Source organism: Planotetraspora silvatica (genome assembly GCF_016863315.1).
GTDB lineage: Bacteria > Actinomycetota > Actinomycetes > Streptosporangiales > Streptosporangiaceae > Planotetraspora > Planotetraspora silvatica.
This window is the reverse complement of the sequence record NZ_BOOQ01000003.1, coordinates 252751-267606: the sequence shown is the minus strand read 5'-3', so window position 1 is coordinate 267606 and position 14856 is coordinate 252751. Positions and strand designations below refer to the sequence as shown.

The following is a 14856-nucleotide window of genomic DNA, read 5'->3' as shown; positions in this document are numbered from 1 at the left end:
GCAGCGCCCGCGCATGGGGGCGGGCGGCGGCCCGCCGCGAGAGAACACGGGCCTGTGCAGAGAGGCCCCGGGACGCGAAAGAGGGCCTCCGCCACTCGGGGGCAATGGCGGAGGCCCTCATCTGTATGTTCGCCGGGCGGCGGGAAAGCGTTACACGATTTCCCGAAGCCAGTTGCCGAGCAGTCGGTGGCCGTGCTCGGACACCACCGACTCCGGGTGGAACTGCACCCCTTCGATGGGCGCGCTCCGGTGGCGCAGCCCCATGACGACGCCCTCGGGAGTGGTCGCGGTGATCTCCAGGACGTCCGGCACGGTCTCGGGCACGACCGCCAGCGAGTGGTAACGCGTCATCGTCACCGGTGAGGGAATGGCCGCGAAGACGCCCCTGCCGTCGTGGGAGATCAGGCTCGTACGGCCATGCATCAGCTCGGGAGCCCGCGTGACGGTCCCGCCGTACGCGACCGCGATGGCCTGGTGGCCCAGGCAGACCCCCAGGAGCGGGAGCCCACGTTCCGCGCAGTGCCGTACGAGGGGGACGCTCACCCCGGCGGCCTCGGGGGTGCCCGGTCCCGGAGAGATCAGGACGCCGCCGAAGCCGTCCGCGTCCTCGACCGTGACGTGGTCGCGTGGCCGGACGTCGCATTCGGCGCCCAGTTCGCGGAGGTACTGGACGATCGTGTGGACGAAACTGTCGTGATTGTCCACCACGAGGACACGGATCGCGGTCATGTGTCCCCAGGGACCGAGAACTCGATGGTCACGACGCCAGACTATGGCAATTCAGGCATCTCACTGCGGAAACGTCTGGATCATCCCAGGTCAGGCAGGCCTGGCCTACAGGGATCGCCCTGGGACGGCCACGCCGACTATCCTTACTCCGGACTCCGTCCGAACAGCGGTTACGCTACTGACAAAGCCCGCACAACCGCGCGGGTGCCCACCAGGAGAACTCCGTGCCCAAGTCCAAGACCCGCAAGAAGGCCGTCTACACGGCGCCGCAGAAGACGCAGTCGGTCAAGGTCAGCCCGCGCTGGCTCGCGCCGGTCATGGTCGCCTCCTGGCTCATCGGCATCGTCTGGATCGCAACGTATTACGTGGTTCCCGACATGCCGGGCCTGTCCACGCTGTCGAACTGGAACCTGCTGATCGGGTTCGGGTTCATCATCGTCGGCGTGGTCCTGTCGACCAGGTGGCGCTGATCCGGGTTCGCCGGACACCCCGCCCGAAGCCGTCCGGCGTCCAGGCCTCCGGGAGGCCGTGACGCCGCCGGCCTGCGGGGCGACCATCTCGGCACTTCCCGGAGAGTTTCTTTCCACAGGCTTTATCCACAGCCTGTGGGCAGGACGAATCTCAGAGACCTGGTACGGCGAGTGGGGACAACTGGGTCACGAGCAGGACGAGGACCACGAGGACGGCGGCCGCGGCGCCGAACTGCACCACGGTGCGGTTCTTCGCCGGAGCGTAGGCGAACGCGGCGGCGACCAGCGTTCCGGTCACAAGGCCGCCCAGGTGCCCCTGCCAGCTGATTCCGGGGAACACGAACGTGATGACGACGTTGATGGCGATCAGCCAGAGGACGCCGCGCGCGTCGAACCCGAGCCGTTTCGCAATCACGAACAGCGCGCCGAACAGACCGTAGATCGCGCCTGAGGCGCCGAGGGCCACATTGCCGAACAGGTAGATCGCGACCGAGCCGCCGATCGCGGACAGCAGGTACAACGTCGCGAACCGGACGGAGCCCAGCCTCCGCTCAAGCTCGGGGCCGATCGCGTAGAGCGCCCACATGTTGAACGCGATGTGGAACACCCCGGAGTGCAGGAACGCCCCGGTGATCAGCCGCCACCACTCGCCGTAGTAGATGTCCCCAGCCGAGACCGCGAAGTCGTTCTCGATCCGGCCCGGCATGAGGTACTGCAAGCCGAAGATGAGGACGTTGGCGATGAGCAGCGCCCAGGTGACCCTCGGCTTGGCGACCGCGGCACCGCCCAGCGGGGCCTGTGCCTGCCGTACGGACTGGTTGCCCTCGCGGACGCACTCGACGCACTGGTGACCGACGGCGGCCTCACGCATGCAGTCCGGGCAGATCGGCCGGTCGCAGCGCTGGCAGCGCACATAGGTCTCGCGGCCGGGGTGCCGGTAGCACGTGGGCACGGCTTCGGCACCCGGCTGGACCGGAGGTTGCTCCGGTGGTTGCTCGGAAGGAGACGGCGGCGGGGGCTGGGAGGTCATGAAGTCCTCTCAAAGGGCAGGTCAATCACTCCCAGCCTATAAGCCGCTGACGCCGGGGAGCGGTTCAGGAACGCTCGATCGTGACCTCTTCGATGATCACGTCGTTGACGGGACGGTCGCGGCCGTCGGTCTCGGTCGTGGCGATCTCGTCCACGACCTTGGAACCGTCGATGACCTCACCGAAGATGGTGTGGCCCTGGTTCAGGTGCGGAGTCGGCCCGACCGTGATGAAGAACTGCGAGCCGTTGGTGCCCTTGCCGAACCGCTTGCCCGCGTTGGCCATGGCCAGCAGGTAGGGCCGGTTGAACTGGTTGTCGACGTGGATCTCGTCGTCGAAGCTGTAGCCGGGGCCCCCGATGCCCTGGCCCAGCGGGTCGCCGCCCTGGATCATGAAGCCGCTGATGACCCGATGGAAGATCGTGCCGTCGTACAGCTTGTCGGTGGTCTTCGCGCCGGTCTCCGGGTGGGTCCATTCGCGGGTGCCCTCGGCGAGCTCCACGAAGTTCCGCACCGTCTTGGGCGCCTGGTTGGGGAAGAGCTTGACACGGATCGTGCCGCGGTTGGTGCGCAGGTTCGCGATGAGGTTCTCAGCCACGAAGGCCGCCCCCTTATATGCAGGTGTTAGTTGTCCGTTGAACAGGGTATCCAGCGCGCCTCGCATACCTGTCCATGATTGAGCCGCAATCACACGGGAAGGGGGTCGTCAACAGGGCCCCGTCGACAGGGGAGGTTGATTGTGTCCCTGACAATGAAGAAGAGGCGCCACACCGAGGCGATGGTGCCGCAGGCGTGGCTCGGGCTGATGAAAGGGCAGGCCAGAAAGGCCGGCCGGAGAGTGAGCCCGATGGCGGAGACAGCTCGCGATGCGGCCGCCCATCGCCTCGAGGATGCCAGGATCTGGGCGGCACCCAAGCTCGACCAGGCCTCGCATTCCGTCGAGGAGCAGTTCGCGCCGATGGTCAGCGCGTTCCTCGCCGAGATGTCCCGCCGGGTGGACGTGTCACCCGTGAAGTCCCGCCGACGTTGGCCGATGCTCGCGCTGCTCACCGGCGCGGCGATCGGTGCCGTCGGCGCCATGATGTACCGCAACAACGCCCAGCGTTGGACGGACACCATGAAGGACAACATGCGGGAGGGTGTGTCCGACACGGCGAAATGGACCGGAGAAAAGGCCAGGGAGGCCGCCGACAAGGTGGGCAAGAAGAGCGACGACATCTCCTGACGCTTGTCCCCGCCGGTTTTCCGGCGATGTTCTCCACATGGTGGACGGGTACGGCCGGCGCCGATCGAGGCGCCGGCCGTACCTGCATGTCGGGGTCGTCATCCCGGGCTTCCGATGAGCCTTCCGAGCATCTCGGGCAACGCGCCCTCGTAGACCACGGTCAGCCTCCGGGTCGCTCTCGTGATCGCCACGTACAGGTCCTGACCGCCCTTGGCCGACTGGCCCAGGATCGTGCCGGGGTCGACCACCACGACCGCGTCGAACTCCAGCCCCTTGCACTGCACGACCGTGAGCACCGCCACCGTAGCGTCGAGCGGGTCGGTCACCTCGGGGAACAGCGCCGCGACCTCGGCGCGGCGGGCGTCGGGCGTCACGATCGCGAGGCGGCCCTCCCCGATCTGGCGGAGCTCGGACTCCGCCAGGCGGCGCAGGTCGGTGTCGGCGGCCCGCACGGCGCGTGGTGCGGCCTCGCCGTACCGGACGGACTCCGGAGGCGCCTGGTCGGGCGCCACCGCACGCAGGACGTCCGCGGCGACATCCATGATCTCCACGGGTGTGCGGTAGTTCACGAGCAGCCGCTCCTCCCGCCAGCGGCCCTTCACGTAGCGGTCGAGCATCTCGCCCCATGAGCGGGCGCCCGCGGCGGAGCCGGTCTGGGCGATGTCCCCGACGACGGTCAGTGAACGCGTGGGGACCCGGCGCATGACGGTCCGCCAGGCCATCGCCGACAACTCCTGCGCCTCGTCCACGATGACGTGGCCGTACGCCCAGTCACGGTCGCGGACGGCCCTGTCGGCGGTCGTGACCAGGGGACCGCCGTCGCGGTGCCGATCGGCGACGTCCGACGCCGCCATCAGCTCGCCGAGGTCGTTGATCGCCAGAACCCCCTCCGCGTACGTCACCTCGGCCTGACGTCTCCGCTCGGCCAGCCGTTCGCGCCTCCTGGCGGGCCCGTCGTCCTCGCCGAGGAACTCCGCGGCCTCGTCGAGCAGCGGGACGTCCCCGGCCGTCCACGGCGCGTCGTGCTGGCGAAGGAGGACCGCGCGCTCCGCCTCCGTGAGGTACGGCTCGGCGGCCGATCGCAACAGTTCCTCGTCGGAGAGCAACTCGCCGATCAGGCCTTCCGGCGTGAGTTCCGGCCACAGACGGTCGACGGCGTCGCGGACGGCCCGGTGCTGCCAGAGGTTCTTCGCCGAATGCCGCAGGTCCTCCTCGTCCACCGGGCGGTCGAGTTGTGCGGCCTCGTCACGGGCGAGCGCGTCGAGCAGTTGACGGACGAAGGCGGCGCGCGCGAGGTTGTGCGGCCGGAGAAGGGACCGTGCCCGGTCGCGGGCCCGGACGCAGGCGGCGTGGCCCATCCGGACCGTCATCTCCTCGACCACGACCTCGACGCCGTCACGCAGGGACGTCCGCACCGGGACGGCGATCTCCAGGTCGCCGGGGGGCACGCGCTGCCGGTCGGCCACCGCCTTCTCCACCACGGCCGCCATGCGCAGGTCACCCTTGACGACGGCCGCCGCTGGGAGATCCTCCTCGGTGGCGTGCACGCCGGGATGGAGTTCGCCCGTGCTGGACAACACCACCTCGGTCTCGCCGAGGGACGGCAGGACCTGGCTGATGTAGCGGGAGAACATGGCGTTGGGGCCGATGACGAGCACGCCCCGCCGTTCCAGCGTGGCACGGTGGGCGTAGAGCAGGTATGCGGCGCGGTGCAGCGCGGCCACCGTCTTGCCCGTCCCCGGGCCGCCCTGGACGACCAGGACCCCGGGGAGGCCGGAGCGGATGACCCGGTCCTGCTCGGTCTGGATCGTGGCGACCACGTCCCCCATCCGGCCCGTGCGCCCGCGCCTGAGTGAAGCCAGGAGGGCGGCCTCGCCGACCAGGGTGCGGCGATCGACCTCGCTCATCAGGTCCAGGTCGAAGACCTCGTCGTCGATGCCGGTGACCGTACGGTGGCGGAGGTGGAGATGGCGGCGCCGTACGAGGGGTCCGGGGTCGGCCGGCGTCGCGACGTAGAACGGGCGTGCGGCGGGCGCCCTCCAGTCGATCAGCTTCGACTCGTGCTCGTCGTCGCGCAGGCCGATCCTGCCGATGTAGAGGGTCTCGCCACCGGTGTCGTCGATGCGCCCGAAGCACAGGCCGCGCTCGACGGCGGAGAGTTGGGAGAGGCGTCGCGCGTGTTCGTCCGCGGCCACCTCGCGCTCGAACGCCGCCTGCCGGGTGCCGGACGCACCCCGGGCCAGGACTTCACGGAGGGCCTTCTCCGTCCGGTCTCGAACGGTGTCGAGCCGTTCGTAGAGCATGGAGACGTAGGACTGCTCCATCCGCAAGGCCTCGGCGCGCACGGTTTCGGATTGACGTCGCTCCATCTCTTTGATAAACTCCTCTTGGATTACTTGTCGGCTTCAGGAGAAATCGACAGAGTATTCCAGCATAGGCCACAGAGCTCCCGCTACGCGTGTTCGCGCGCCGGGAGTTTTCGTTTTTGTACGCCCGCACTCGCCGGGGTCCCGCCCGCCGGAGTGACGCGCCGGCAGGCGTCCGTTCGTTTCCGAATTGACTCTGGGTGGTGCCGGTAAAACGCAGAGTGAGAATTCGATACGCAAGAGATATCGGTCACATCCGGGGAAATTCGCATCGGCTTCATGCCGAGTTGACCTGCCATAACGGGGCTGTCCCACCCTCGCCGGCGATCACCGTCCGACTCGATATCGGAAATTCCCAGCTTTGTCCGGTGAACCCCTGTGACTATCGGGGCGTCTTTTGTGTCAAGGAGGCCCGGATGGACGTCCTCGACGGGCTCGTGGACGAGGAGCTCCGCTTGGAGCTGATCCTTGTTCAGGCTCTTCATGAAGAGGCGGAACGGCTGGCCGCCCCAACCGTCCGCTGAACCCCTCGAAGCCCGCCGCCTTCCCCCACGGGAGGCGGCGGGCGTTGATCGGAGCCGCCCCGAGCGCGGCTACATGTCCGGCCGGAAGACCACCCGGACGCAGCCGTCCTTCTTCTCCTTGAACATGTCGTATCCGAGCGGAGCCTCGTCGAGCGACATGATGTGCGTGGCGAGATGGGAGGTGACGAGCTCTCCCCTGGCCACCCGGTCGAGCAGCATCGGGATGTACCGATGACCGTGCTGCTGCGCCCCGCGGACCGTCAGGCCCTTGTTCATCATGGCGCCGAGCGGGAATCGGTTCACCGTGCCGGAGAAGACCCCCAGGATGAACACCGACCCGCCCGGGCGGCACGCGAAGATCGCCTCCCGCACGGCGAACGGCCGCTCCTGCTCGATCTTCGGCTGATGCTTGGCCTGCTCGTACAGCTCGTCGGGCCCGAGGCCGTGGGCCTCCATCCCCACCGCCTCGATGCAGACGTCCGGCCCTCTGCCTCCGGTCCGTTCCCGCAGCTCGGCGAGGACGTCGGTGGCCGTGTAATCGATGACCTCGGAGCCGACGTGGCGTGCCGTCATCGCCAGGCGCTCGGGGAACCGGTCGATCGAGATGACCCGTTCGGCGCCGAGCAACATCGCCGCGCGCGCCGCCATCTGGCCGACCCCGCCGCACCCCCAGACGGCGACCACGTCACCGGGCTTCACTCCGCCGAGGTCGGCGCCCATCCACCCGGTGGGCGCGGCGTCCGACGTGAACAGCGCGCTCGTGTCCTCGACGCCCTCGGGCACCGGGAACGCGTTGTGGTCGGCGAAGGGCACGCGGATGAACTCCGCGTGGCTGCCGTGGAAACCGCCCATCATGTGGGAGAAGCCGAAGACCCCGGCGGTGGATCCGCCCCAGAGCGTCTCCGCGAGGTCCGGCGTGGGGTTGCTGTTCTCACACAGGGACCACAGGTCGTGCCGGCAGGCCCAGCACCGCCCGCAGCCGATGATCGAGCACACGACGACGCGGTCGCCCGGCCTGTGCCGCCGGACGTCGGGCCCGGTCTCGACGATCTCGCCGAGGAACTCGTGGCCGATGACGTCCCCCGGGCGCATCGCCGAGACGTAGCCGCCCAGCAGGTGGAGGTCGGACCCGCAGGTGGTGGTCGCGAGGACCTTGACGATCGCGTCCTGACCGTTGAGGATCCCGGGATCCGGCACCCGCTCGACCGTCAGTTCGTCGACGCCCTGCCAGCAGACCGCCTTCACAGCCGCTCCTCCCCCGCGGAACGCGCGAGCGCCATGTCGACCACCTTGGCCGTCACCCTTCCTGCCCTGGCAGGCCGCGGTCTGGTGAGATCCGGGTCGGGACGCAGCACCTCACCGGTCTCGATGAGGGATTTCACCTGGCGCAGAGCCGTTCTGACCATCTCGCGGGGATGGTCGCCGCGGAGCCGGGCCAGGACGGCGGCGCGCCCCGTCGGCACGGGCGCGCGGGGACGTGCGTAGAGTTCCGTGCCCCGGTCTCCGGGCGCCTTCTCGATGCGCACCTCGACGTCGAGTTGGGCCAGCGGACGCGGCAGACGGCCGTCGGGCGCCACGTCATCGGGGTGGCAGTTGATGGTGACCGCCATCCATCGGTGTTGCGCCCTCGGGTCCTTGACCGGCGAGGAAGCACGGTGCCGCGACGCGAGCCAGCGCGCCACGACCACCCCGGTACCTGCCACGCTCACCACGCCGATGACGACACGTTTCATAGTTCGCCCCCTTTGGACGGGTAAGTCCATGGGAGGGCTACCCACCGCCCGCGCGTGGCTATCTCGCTTGAGGTCGCGTGAGCCGGGAGTTGGACAGTGCGGGACCGAGGCCGCCAGGCGCTCGCGATCCCCTGACCGCGAAGGGGGTTTGCCGAGCCCGGAGCCCGCCTGTTCCCACGGCCCCGAGCGTCTAATGATCTCGCGACACCATCCGATATCGAACGACAGGAAGCCATGTCCGCCCACCACGTGCCTAGGTAATCTCGCGCCCACGGCGAGCTCACGGAGGTTCGGTGCGACCTGATTCGTCGGCGTCCGGGATCGCGGTGCGCACGGCGGCCGTTCGTCTTCTCCGTACGCTCCGCCAGGGGCCGCGGCGTCGGCGGCGTCAGTCGTGGCGGGGCGTTCCGGTCACCTCGTGGTCGGCGTGGAACAGCGCCTCCGCGATGAGCGCCCTGACGTGGGCGTCGCGGGCCCGGTAGACGACGCGGCGGCCGTCCCGGCGGGTGTGCACCAGACCCGCGAGCCGGAGCTTGGCCAGATGCTGGGAGACCAGAGGCCGTGCCACGGCGATCGTCTCCGCCAGAGAACCCACGTCGTACTCGCCATGGGAGAGCAACCACATCAGGCGGAGCCGGGTGGCGTCACTGAGCATGCGAAACGCGTCGACTGCGGCGTTCACGCGATCGGCTGCGGGTTGCTCCTGCAAGGCGTTGGCACCTGATTCGTTGTCGCGTGCGTACATGACTACATATACTCGCGGGACAACGTGCCGACCGCAAGCGAGGGATCATGTCCGACACGCGGCCACCGGCGTCGACGCCGTCCGACCATCGTCACGAGCCTCCTTCCCACGACCGGCCGGGGCGGGAGCAGGGCCACGAAGACGGGCATCCTCACGGCCACGGCCATGCTCACGGACACGGCCACGGACATGCTCCGGGGGGTCCCGGGCACGCTCATCCCCACGAGGCCGCCCATGAGGACGCCGACGGCGGGAGGGGGCGCTTCGGCCGGATGGCGTCCGCGGTCCGGCACGCGTTCACGCCGCACAGCCATGACAGCGCCGACAAGACCGACGCGGCGCTCGAGTCGAGCGCCCGCGGCCTGCGTGTGCTCGGCGTCTCGTTCTCCGTCCTCGTCGTGGCGGCGGCGATGCAGGCGGTCATCGTGGCGATGTCCGGTTCGGTGGCGCTGCTCGGCGACTCGTTGCACAACGTCGCCGACGCGCTGACCGCCGTCCCGCTGGCCATCGCCTTCTCCGTCGGCCGCCGTCATGCCAGCCGCCGCTTCACCTACGGGTACGGCCGGGCCGAGGACCTCGCCGGGATCGTCATCGTGCTGATCATCGCGATATCGGGCGGGCTCGCCGGTTACGCCGCCGTCGTGCGACTGCTCGACCCCCAGGGCGTACGGGCCCTGGGCTGGGTCGCCGCGGCGGCGATCGTCGGCTTCGTGGCGAACGAGTGGGTCGCCCGCTTCCGCATCAAGGTGGGGCGCGAGATCGGCTCGGCCGCGCTGGTCGCCGACGGCCTGCACGCCCGCGCCGACGGTTTCACCTCGCTCGCCGTGCTGATCGGTGCGGCCGCCACGGCGCTCGGCCTTCCGATCGCGGACCCGATCGTCGGCCTGCTCATCACGGTCGCGATCCTCTACGTGCTCCGCGACGCGGCGCGTGAGATCTACCGGCGGCTGATGGACGCCGTCGACCCCGGCCTGATCGACCAGGCCGAACAGATCATCGCCGGCACGGACGGCGTGCTGGGGATCGGTTCGGTGCGCCTACGCTGGATCGGCCATGCATTGCGCGCCGAGGTGGACATCGTCGTCGGGCACGACCTGTCCCTGGTCGAGGCGCACGCGGTCGCCGTGGAAACCGAGCATCGGCTCATGCACGCCCTGCCCCGCCTGCGCGCGGCGACCGTGCACGCCGATCCGGACAGCCCGGACGGGACCGATCACCACGCCCCACTCGTCAGTCACCGGCAGGCCGCCTGAGCGCACCGGACGGGACGAGCCCGCCGAGGCTCGGCCGTACGCGCTCATGCGCGGGATCCTCCCTCACCATCGCCAAGGAGCGCCCTCAAGGTGACCGCTCGTTCCGTGCTCCCGCACGCCGTCCTCGAACCTCTGGCCGCGGGAGCTCCGAGCTCCCACGTGGACGCCGCCGTGGTGGCCGTCGTGCTGGGGGCGGCTCTCCTTCACGCGACCTGGAACGCCATCGCCCACGGCTCGCCCGACCGGTTGACCGGCTTCGCCCTCATCGGGATCCCCTTCACCGCGATCGGGGTGATCGGTGTCGCGATCAACGGTCTGCCGCCGGCCGGCGCCTGGCCGTTCATCGTCATCTCCTCGATCCTCACGGTCACCTACCAGCTCCTCCTGCTGGCCAGTTATCAGCTCGGACAGTTCAGCCAGACGTATCCGCTCGCCCGGGGCACCTCGCCGTGGGTCGTGGCGGTGGTGAGCACGACCCTGCTCGGCCAGGAGCTCTCCTGGACCGAGGCGGCCGGCGTCGCGGTCGTCTCCATCGGGCTGATGGGCCTGGTCTTCATCGGCGGACGGCCCGACCGGGCACACATGCCCGCGCTCGCCGCGGCCTTCGCCACCGGAGTCATGATCGCCGCCTACACGACCGTCGACGGCGTCGGCGTCCAGCACGCGCCGATGCTCACCTATGCCTCGTGGTTGTTCCTGTTCCAGGGGCCGGTGCTGCCCCTGATCGCCGTGGTCCGGCGCGGCCGTGCGCTGCCCGGGCTGATGCGCCCCTCGCTCGCGGCCGGTCTCGGCGGAGGAGTGGCGTCGCTGCTGGCGTACGGGCTGGTGTTGTGGGCCCAGACACGGGGTGCGCTCGCGCCGATCGCCGCGCTCCGGGAGACCAGCATCATCTTCGGCGCGATCATCGCTGCGGTGTTCCTCGGCGAGCGGTTCGGTTCGAAGCGGGCTCTGGCCAGTGCCGTCGTCGTGGCCGGGATCATCTTGATCAACCTGTCGTAATGGCGGCCTCCCGCGCACGCTCGATGTCCGGGCCACGGTAGAGGTGTTCGGGTATGCGCGCGAGGGTCGAGGGATGCACCTGCGGGCCCAGGCCGTACAACTTCTGGAAGCTCATGATCAGGGGCCGCCACGCGTCGGGGTCGATCCGGTCGGTCGTGCCGGCCATCCGTATCTCCTCGTGGACGTACACCCGCTGGACGCGGACCTCGATCGCCACGATCCCGCCGCGCTGGGCCTCGTCGTCGTCGGCCACGGGATGCACCCCCTCGACGACCACCTCCATGTTCACCGGGCACTCGGCGACTCTCGGCGGGCCCACCGTCTCGGACGCGACGGGCGTGAGGCCGGCGCGGGCGAACTTGTCGGCCACGAAGTGGTACCCGCGCCTGCGCTTGGTCGGCGGCACGGGATCCGAACCCGTCGTCAGCGCGAGCCGGTCGACGGCCGAGGCGAGCGAGTCCGACGGCAGGTTCAGCACACCCTCGCGGGTCCTGAGCAGATTCTGCGCGGTCTTCGAGCGGGCGCCGAGGCCGAGCATGGCCCGCCAGCCGAGCCAGAAGGCGGACGACATCGGCGCCAGATTGGCGGACCCGTCCTCGTTGAGGGTGGAGATCAGCACCACCGGGGTGCCGAAATAGAGGATTCCGGGTTCGATCCGCGTGTGCGACGGGGTGGTCATAGCCATGCGGACCAGTGTCTTTCCGCCACCTGGATCCACGCTGGCGGCAATCAGACGTCGCGTTGGGCCCCCGTCACTGGAAGACGATGTGCCAACCGAACCAGAGGAGGAACCCGAGAAAGGCCCCTGCCCCCGCCAGGCGCCAGTGCTTCACCGGGTTGATGCCGAGCCACGCGCGGATCTGGTCCGACAGGGTGTCGCCGTCGCGCCGGTTGAGCAGCGCCCAGCCCTCGAGGACGGCGAACGAGACGGCGAACAACCCGGCCCACACCACCCAGGCCTTGTTCAGGAAATCGTCCACTGGGCACCTTCGACGACGCGGGAGGGGAACCGGTTGTGCACGTACGCCACCATCGCGGCAGCCGCTGCCGACACTCGTTCGGTGCCGATCTTCGATAGGACTATACGTCGGTCCCCGGCCGCCGAACAGATCGTCTTGCGCCCGTTCGCCGCGCCCCGCCGTACGAGGGACGGGGCGCGTGCGTGGGCCTCGAGATCCCGATCAGGACGACGTGCCCGGCCGATCGAAGGCGAAGAGCACCTTGCCCGAGCGCTCGGGCCGCTGGGCGTGCGCGATGGCCTCGCGGTACTGGTCGAGCGAGTACGTGGCCTCGACCGAGGCGTTGAGCACACCCTTCTCGACGAGCTCGGCGAGCTCCGCGTAGACCTTCTCGATCTCCTCGCGCGGAGCATTCCAGACCCAGTTGATCGCGTACAGGCCATGGACGGAGATCTCGCGGTAGACGAGTTCGGCGAGCGGCATGACCGGCGGCTGACCGGTCATGGCCGAGAAGGCGACGAAGGCCCCGCCGGACTCGATCGAGGGCGCCAACTGGGCGGCGACGTCAGGACCGCCGACCCCGTCCAGGACCAGCCGCAGCTTCGCGCCGTCGAGCGCCTGGCCGACCCGATCGCCGAGGTTCTCCCCGTCGTCGACGATGACGACGTCGGCGCCGAGCTTCCTCACCTGCTCGGCCGCCTCCTCGCGGCGCACGATGCCGAGGATCTTGACGCCGGCCCGCCTGGCGAGGGCGATCACGGCCTGACCGACCGCGCCGTTGGCCAGCGTGAGGCCGATCCAGTCGCCCGGCCGCAACGCGACGTAACGGTTGAGCAGGTGGTAGGCGGTTGCCGGGTTGATCCCGAGCATGGCGAGCTGGAGGGCGTCGGCCGTCTCCCCGACGATGACCACGTTGCGGGCGGGGACGACGACCCTGTCCGCCCAGGTGCCCTGCTCGTATGTCGGGAGGATGAGCACGCGACGCCCGACCAGCGCCTGGCCGGCCGCCGACCCGGCCTCGAGCACCCGGCCGACGCCCTCCGCCCCCATGGCGAAGGGGAACTCGGGCTGCACGGCGTACCAGCCGTTGGACAGCAGGAAGTCGGCGGGATTGAGGGGAGCGGCCTCGAGGGCGACGAGCAGGTCGCCGGGGCCGAGAGGCCGGTCGGGCTCGTCGTCGAGGCGGAACGATTCGGCGTCGGAGCCGAGCTTGGTGAGAAGGATCCTGCTCATTGTGGAACTGCTCCTCATTGAGGTCATGGGTGATTGCATGACCGCCCTCGCCGCGACCGGCGGCAGCGCCGCGCGGCCGGTAGGACGGTGCGAGGGGTTGGGCTAGGGCTGCTTCGCGAGCGCGGCCAGCAGGACCGGCGCGTCCAGGTACACCTCGAAGGTGAGGATCTTCCCGTCGCGCACGTGCCAGACGTTGACCTCCCGCGCGTCGAAGGACGCGCCGTTGGCCCGCAGGGTGCCGTGCGCACGGCCGACTCCCACGACGCGTTCGCCCGCCTCGAAGACGGCGTCCATCTCGAGCGTGCTGTCCATCGCGGCGGCGACCCGGCCGAGGAACTCCTTGAACTCCTCGATCCCGTCGTAGGCGCCGCCCCAGGGCGCGTCCTTCGCCGCGTGGTAGACCCGGACATCTGGGTGGATCAGGTCGAGGAGGCCGTGAAGGTCACCGGCCGTGAGGGCCCGGTAGGCGGCCTCGACCGTCTCGATGTCGCTTCTCCGGCTCATTTCGATCTCCCGAGTACGGCTTTCGCGGGCATTTCGCTTAGGCCTTCGTGTCCAGGACGACGCGGAACCGGGCCTTGCCGGAGATCATGCGCTCGTACGCCTCGGGTGCGGCGGACAGCGGGAGGGTCTCGATCATCGGCCGGATGGCGTGCCGCTGACTGAAGTCGAGGTTGTCCTCGTTCTCGATCGAGCTGCCGGTGAGGCTGCCGGTGATCGTGCGTGTCCCGAAGGTGAGGTCCAGCGTGCTGACGGAGATGGGATCCGAGCCGACTCCGACGACCACCATGCGGCCGCGCGGCGCGAGCCCGGGGACCAGTGCGCTCATCGACGCGCCGCTGGCGGCCGTCGCGATGATCGCGGCCGCGCCGCCGAGCTCGACCAGTGCGGCCCCCGGGTCGTTCTCGATGCTGTCGATGTAGTGGTCGGCGCCCAACCGCCGGGCCAGCTCGGCCTTGCCCGCACCCCGGGCGATGGCGGCGACGCGGTAGCCGAGCTTCACGGCGTACTGCACGCCGAGGTGGCCGAGACCTCCGATCCCCTGGACCGCGACGAGGTCTCCAGGGCGGCTGTCCACCTGCTGCAGCGCCTTGAACGTCGTGAGACCGGCGCACAACAGCGGCGCCGCCTCGGCGGAGTCCATTCCCTCGGGGATGCGCACGAGCCCGCTGGTCCTGGCGAAGGCCACCTCGGCGTAGCCGCCGTCCGTGGTCATTCCCACGTTCTGCTGATCGGTGCAGTTGACGAAATCGCCCCGCCTGCAGCGGTCGCACTCTCCGCAGTGGCCTCCGAGGAAGCCCACGCCGACGCGCTCGCCTGTCCGCCAGTTGCGCACACCGTCGCCGACCGCGTCGATGACTCCGACGATCTCGTGGCCGGGGATGAGCGGCTGGCCCGGGTCCGCTCGATGTCCTTCCACGGTGACGGCGTCCGTATGGCAGACGCCACAACTCTCTACTCGGATCCGCACGTGACCCGCCGCCGGCTGCGTGAGCTCGCGCTCCACGAGCTCGAACTGGCGTGATCCGGTCACTTCGAAGGCACGGTAGGTGGACATGGTTCTCCTCGCATGGGACTCGGCCCCGGGGCGGC

General features: G+C 69.6%; 16 protein-coding genes. 4 read left to right on the top strand and 12 right to left on the bottom strand.

Annotated features, from left to right (window positions below):
* Positions 1 to 150: 150 nt before the first annotated feature.
* A complete protein-coding gene (locus Psi02_RS04510) occupies positions 151 to 729 on the bottom strand; it encodes an anthranilate synthase component II (protein ID WP_203972099.1) in 579 nt (192 codons plus the stop codon).
* Positions 730 to 953: 224 nt separating this feature from the next.
* On the opposite strand from Psi02_RS04510, the gene Psi02_RS04505 reads away from it, so the two are divergent.
* The gene (locus tag Psi02_RS04505) at positions 954 to 1199 is read left to right on the top strand and encodes a cell division protein CrgA (protein WP_203952566.1); all 246 of its coding nucleotides are present in this window, start codon (positions 954 to 956) and stop codon (positions 1197 to 1199) included.
* Positions 1200 to 1350: 151 nt separating this feature from the next.
* Here the strand turns inward: Psi02_RS04505 and Psi02_RS04500 are convergent, their stop codons facing one another.
* Both Psi02_RS04500 and Psi02_RS04495 read right to left on the bottom strand, forming a co-directional pair.
* A complete protein-coding gene (locus tag Psi02_RS04500; protein ID WP_203972097.1) occupies positions 1351 to 2229 on the bottom strand; it encodes a rhomboid family intramembrane serine protease in 879 nt (292 codons plus the stop codon).
* A 64-nt stretch (positions 2230 to 2293) separates the two neighbouring features.
* On the bottom strand, positions 2294 to 2824 hold the full coding sequence (locus tag Psi02_RS04495) for a peptidylprolyl isomerase (protein ID WP_239094600.1): 531 nt from the start codon (positions 2822 to 2824) through the stop codon (positions 2294 to 2296).
* Positions 2825 to 3004: 180 nt separating this feature from the next.
* On the opposite strand from Psi02_RS04495, the gene Psi02_RS04490 reads away from it, so the two are divergent.
* Positions 3005 to 3451 (top strand): DUF5324 family protein, encoded by a 447-nt coding sequence (locus tag Psi02_RS04490; protein ID WP_203972095.1) that lies wholly within the window; start codon positions 3005 to 3007, stop codon positions 3449 to 3451.
* A 98-nt stretch (positions 3452 to 3549) separates the two neighbouring features.
* On the opposite strand, the gene Psi02_RS04485 is transcribed toward Psi02_RS04490, so the two are convergent.
* The 4 genes from Psi02_RS04485 to Psi02_RS04470 all read right to left on the bottom strand — a co-directional run bounded on the left by Psi02_RS04485 (position 3550) and on the right by Psi02_RS04470 (position 8819).
* Positions 3550 to 5820: a HelD family protein gene (locus Psi02_RS04485; RefSeq protein WP_203972093.1), complete on the bottom strand. Its 2271-nt coding sequence runs from the start codon at positions 5818 to 5820 to the stop codon at positions 3550 to 3552.
* A 590-nt stretch (positions 5821 to 6410) separates the two neighbouring features.
* The gene (locus tag Psi02_RS04480; protein ID WP_203972091.1) at positions 6411 to 7586 is read right to left on the bottom strand and encodes a zinc-dependent alcohol dehydrogenase; all 1176 of its coding nucleotides are present in this window, start codon (positions 7584 to 7586) and stop codon (positions 6411 to 6413) included.
* Positions 7583 to 8074, bottom strand: coding sequence for a hypothetical protein (locus Psi02_RS04475; RefSeq protein ID WP_203972089.1), 492 nt, complete (start codon positions 8072 to 8074; stop codon positions 7583 to 7585). Before Psi02_RS04475 ends, Psi02_RS04480 begins: the two co-directional genes overlap by 4 nt.
* A 388-nt stretch (positions 8075 to 8462) precedes the next feature.
* Complete coding sequence (locus Psi02_RS04470) at positions 8463 to 8819, bottom strand: ArsR/SmtB family transcription factor (RefSeq protein ID WP_203972087.1); 357 nt, start codon at positions 8817 to 8819, stop codon at positions 8463 to 8465.
* A 272-nt stretch (positions 8820 to 9091) separates the two neighbouring features.
* Here Psi02_RS04470 and Psi02_RS04465 point away from each other — a divergent pair, with 272 nt between their 5' ends.
* Positions 9092 to 10072, top strand: a complete 981-nt coding sequence (locus Psi02_RS04465; RefSeq protein WP_203972086.1) for a cation diffusion facilitator family transporter — start codon at positions 9092 to 9094, stop codon at positions 10070 to 10072.
* A 159-nt stretch (positions 10073 to 10231) separates the two neighbouring features.
* The gene (locus tag Psi02_RS04460; protein ID WP_203972327.1) at positions 10232 to 11071 is read left to right on the top strand and encodes an EamA family transporter; all 840 of its coding nucleotides are present in this window, start codon (positions 10232 to 10234) and stop codon (positions 11069 to 11071) included.
* On the opposite strand, the gene Psi02_RS04455 is transcribed toward Psi02_RS04460, so the two are convergent.
* From Psi02_RS04455 to Psi02_RS04435, 5 genes are all read right to left on the bottom strand, one after another.
* A complete protein-coding gene (locus tag Psi02_RS04455) occupies positions 11058 to 11756 on the bottom strand; it encodes a flavin reductase family protein (RefSeq protein ID WP_203972085.1) in 699 nt (232 codons plus the stop codon). The two genes, Psi02_RS04460 and Psi02_RS04455, sit on opposite strands and share 14 nt — an antisense overlap.
* 67 nt (positions 11757 to 11823) lie before the next feature.
* Positions 11824 to 12051 carry a hypothetical protein gene (locus tag Psi02_RS04450; RefSeq protein ID WP_203972083.1) on the bottom strand — a complete coding sequence of 76 codons (228 nt, stop codon included), beginning with the start codon at positions 12049 to 12051 and terminating at the stop codon, positions 11824 to 11826.
* Positions 12052 to 12252: 201 nt separating this feature from the next.
* Positions 12253 to 13263: a zinc-dependent alcohol dehydrogenase family protein gene (locus tag Psi02_RS04445; RefSeq protein ID WP_203972081.1), complete on the bottom strand. Its 1011-nt coding sequence runs from the start codon at positions 13261 to 13263 to the stop codon at positions 12253 to 12255.
* A 102-nt stretch (positions 13264 to 13365) separates the two neighbouring features.
* Positions 13366 to 13767, bottom strand: coding sequence for a nuclear transport factor 2 family protein (locus Psi02_RS04440; protein WP_203972079.1), 402 nt, complete (start codon positions 13765 to 13767; stop codon positions 13366 to 13368).
* A gap of 37 nt (positions 13768 to 13804) precedes the next feature.
* Positions 13805 to 14821: an alcohol dehydrogenase catalytic domain-containing protein gene (locus Psi02_RS04435; RefSeq protein WP_203972077.1), complete on the bottom strand. Its 1017-nt coding sequence runs from the start codon at positions 14819 to 14821 to the stop codon at positions 13805 to 13807.
* Positions 14822 to 14856: the final 35 nt, after the last annotated feature.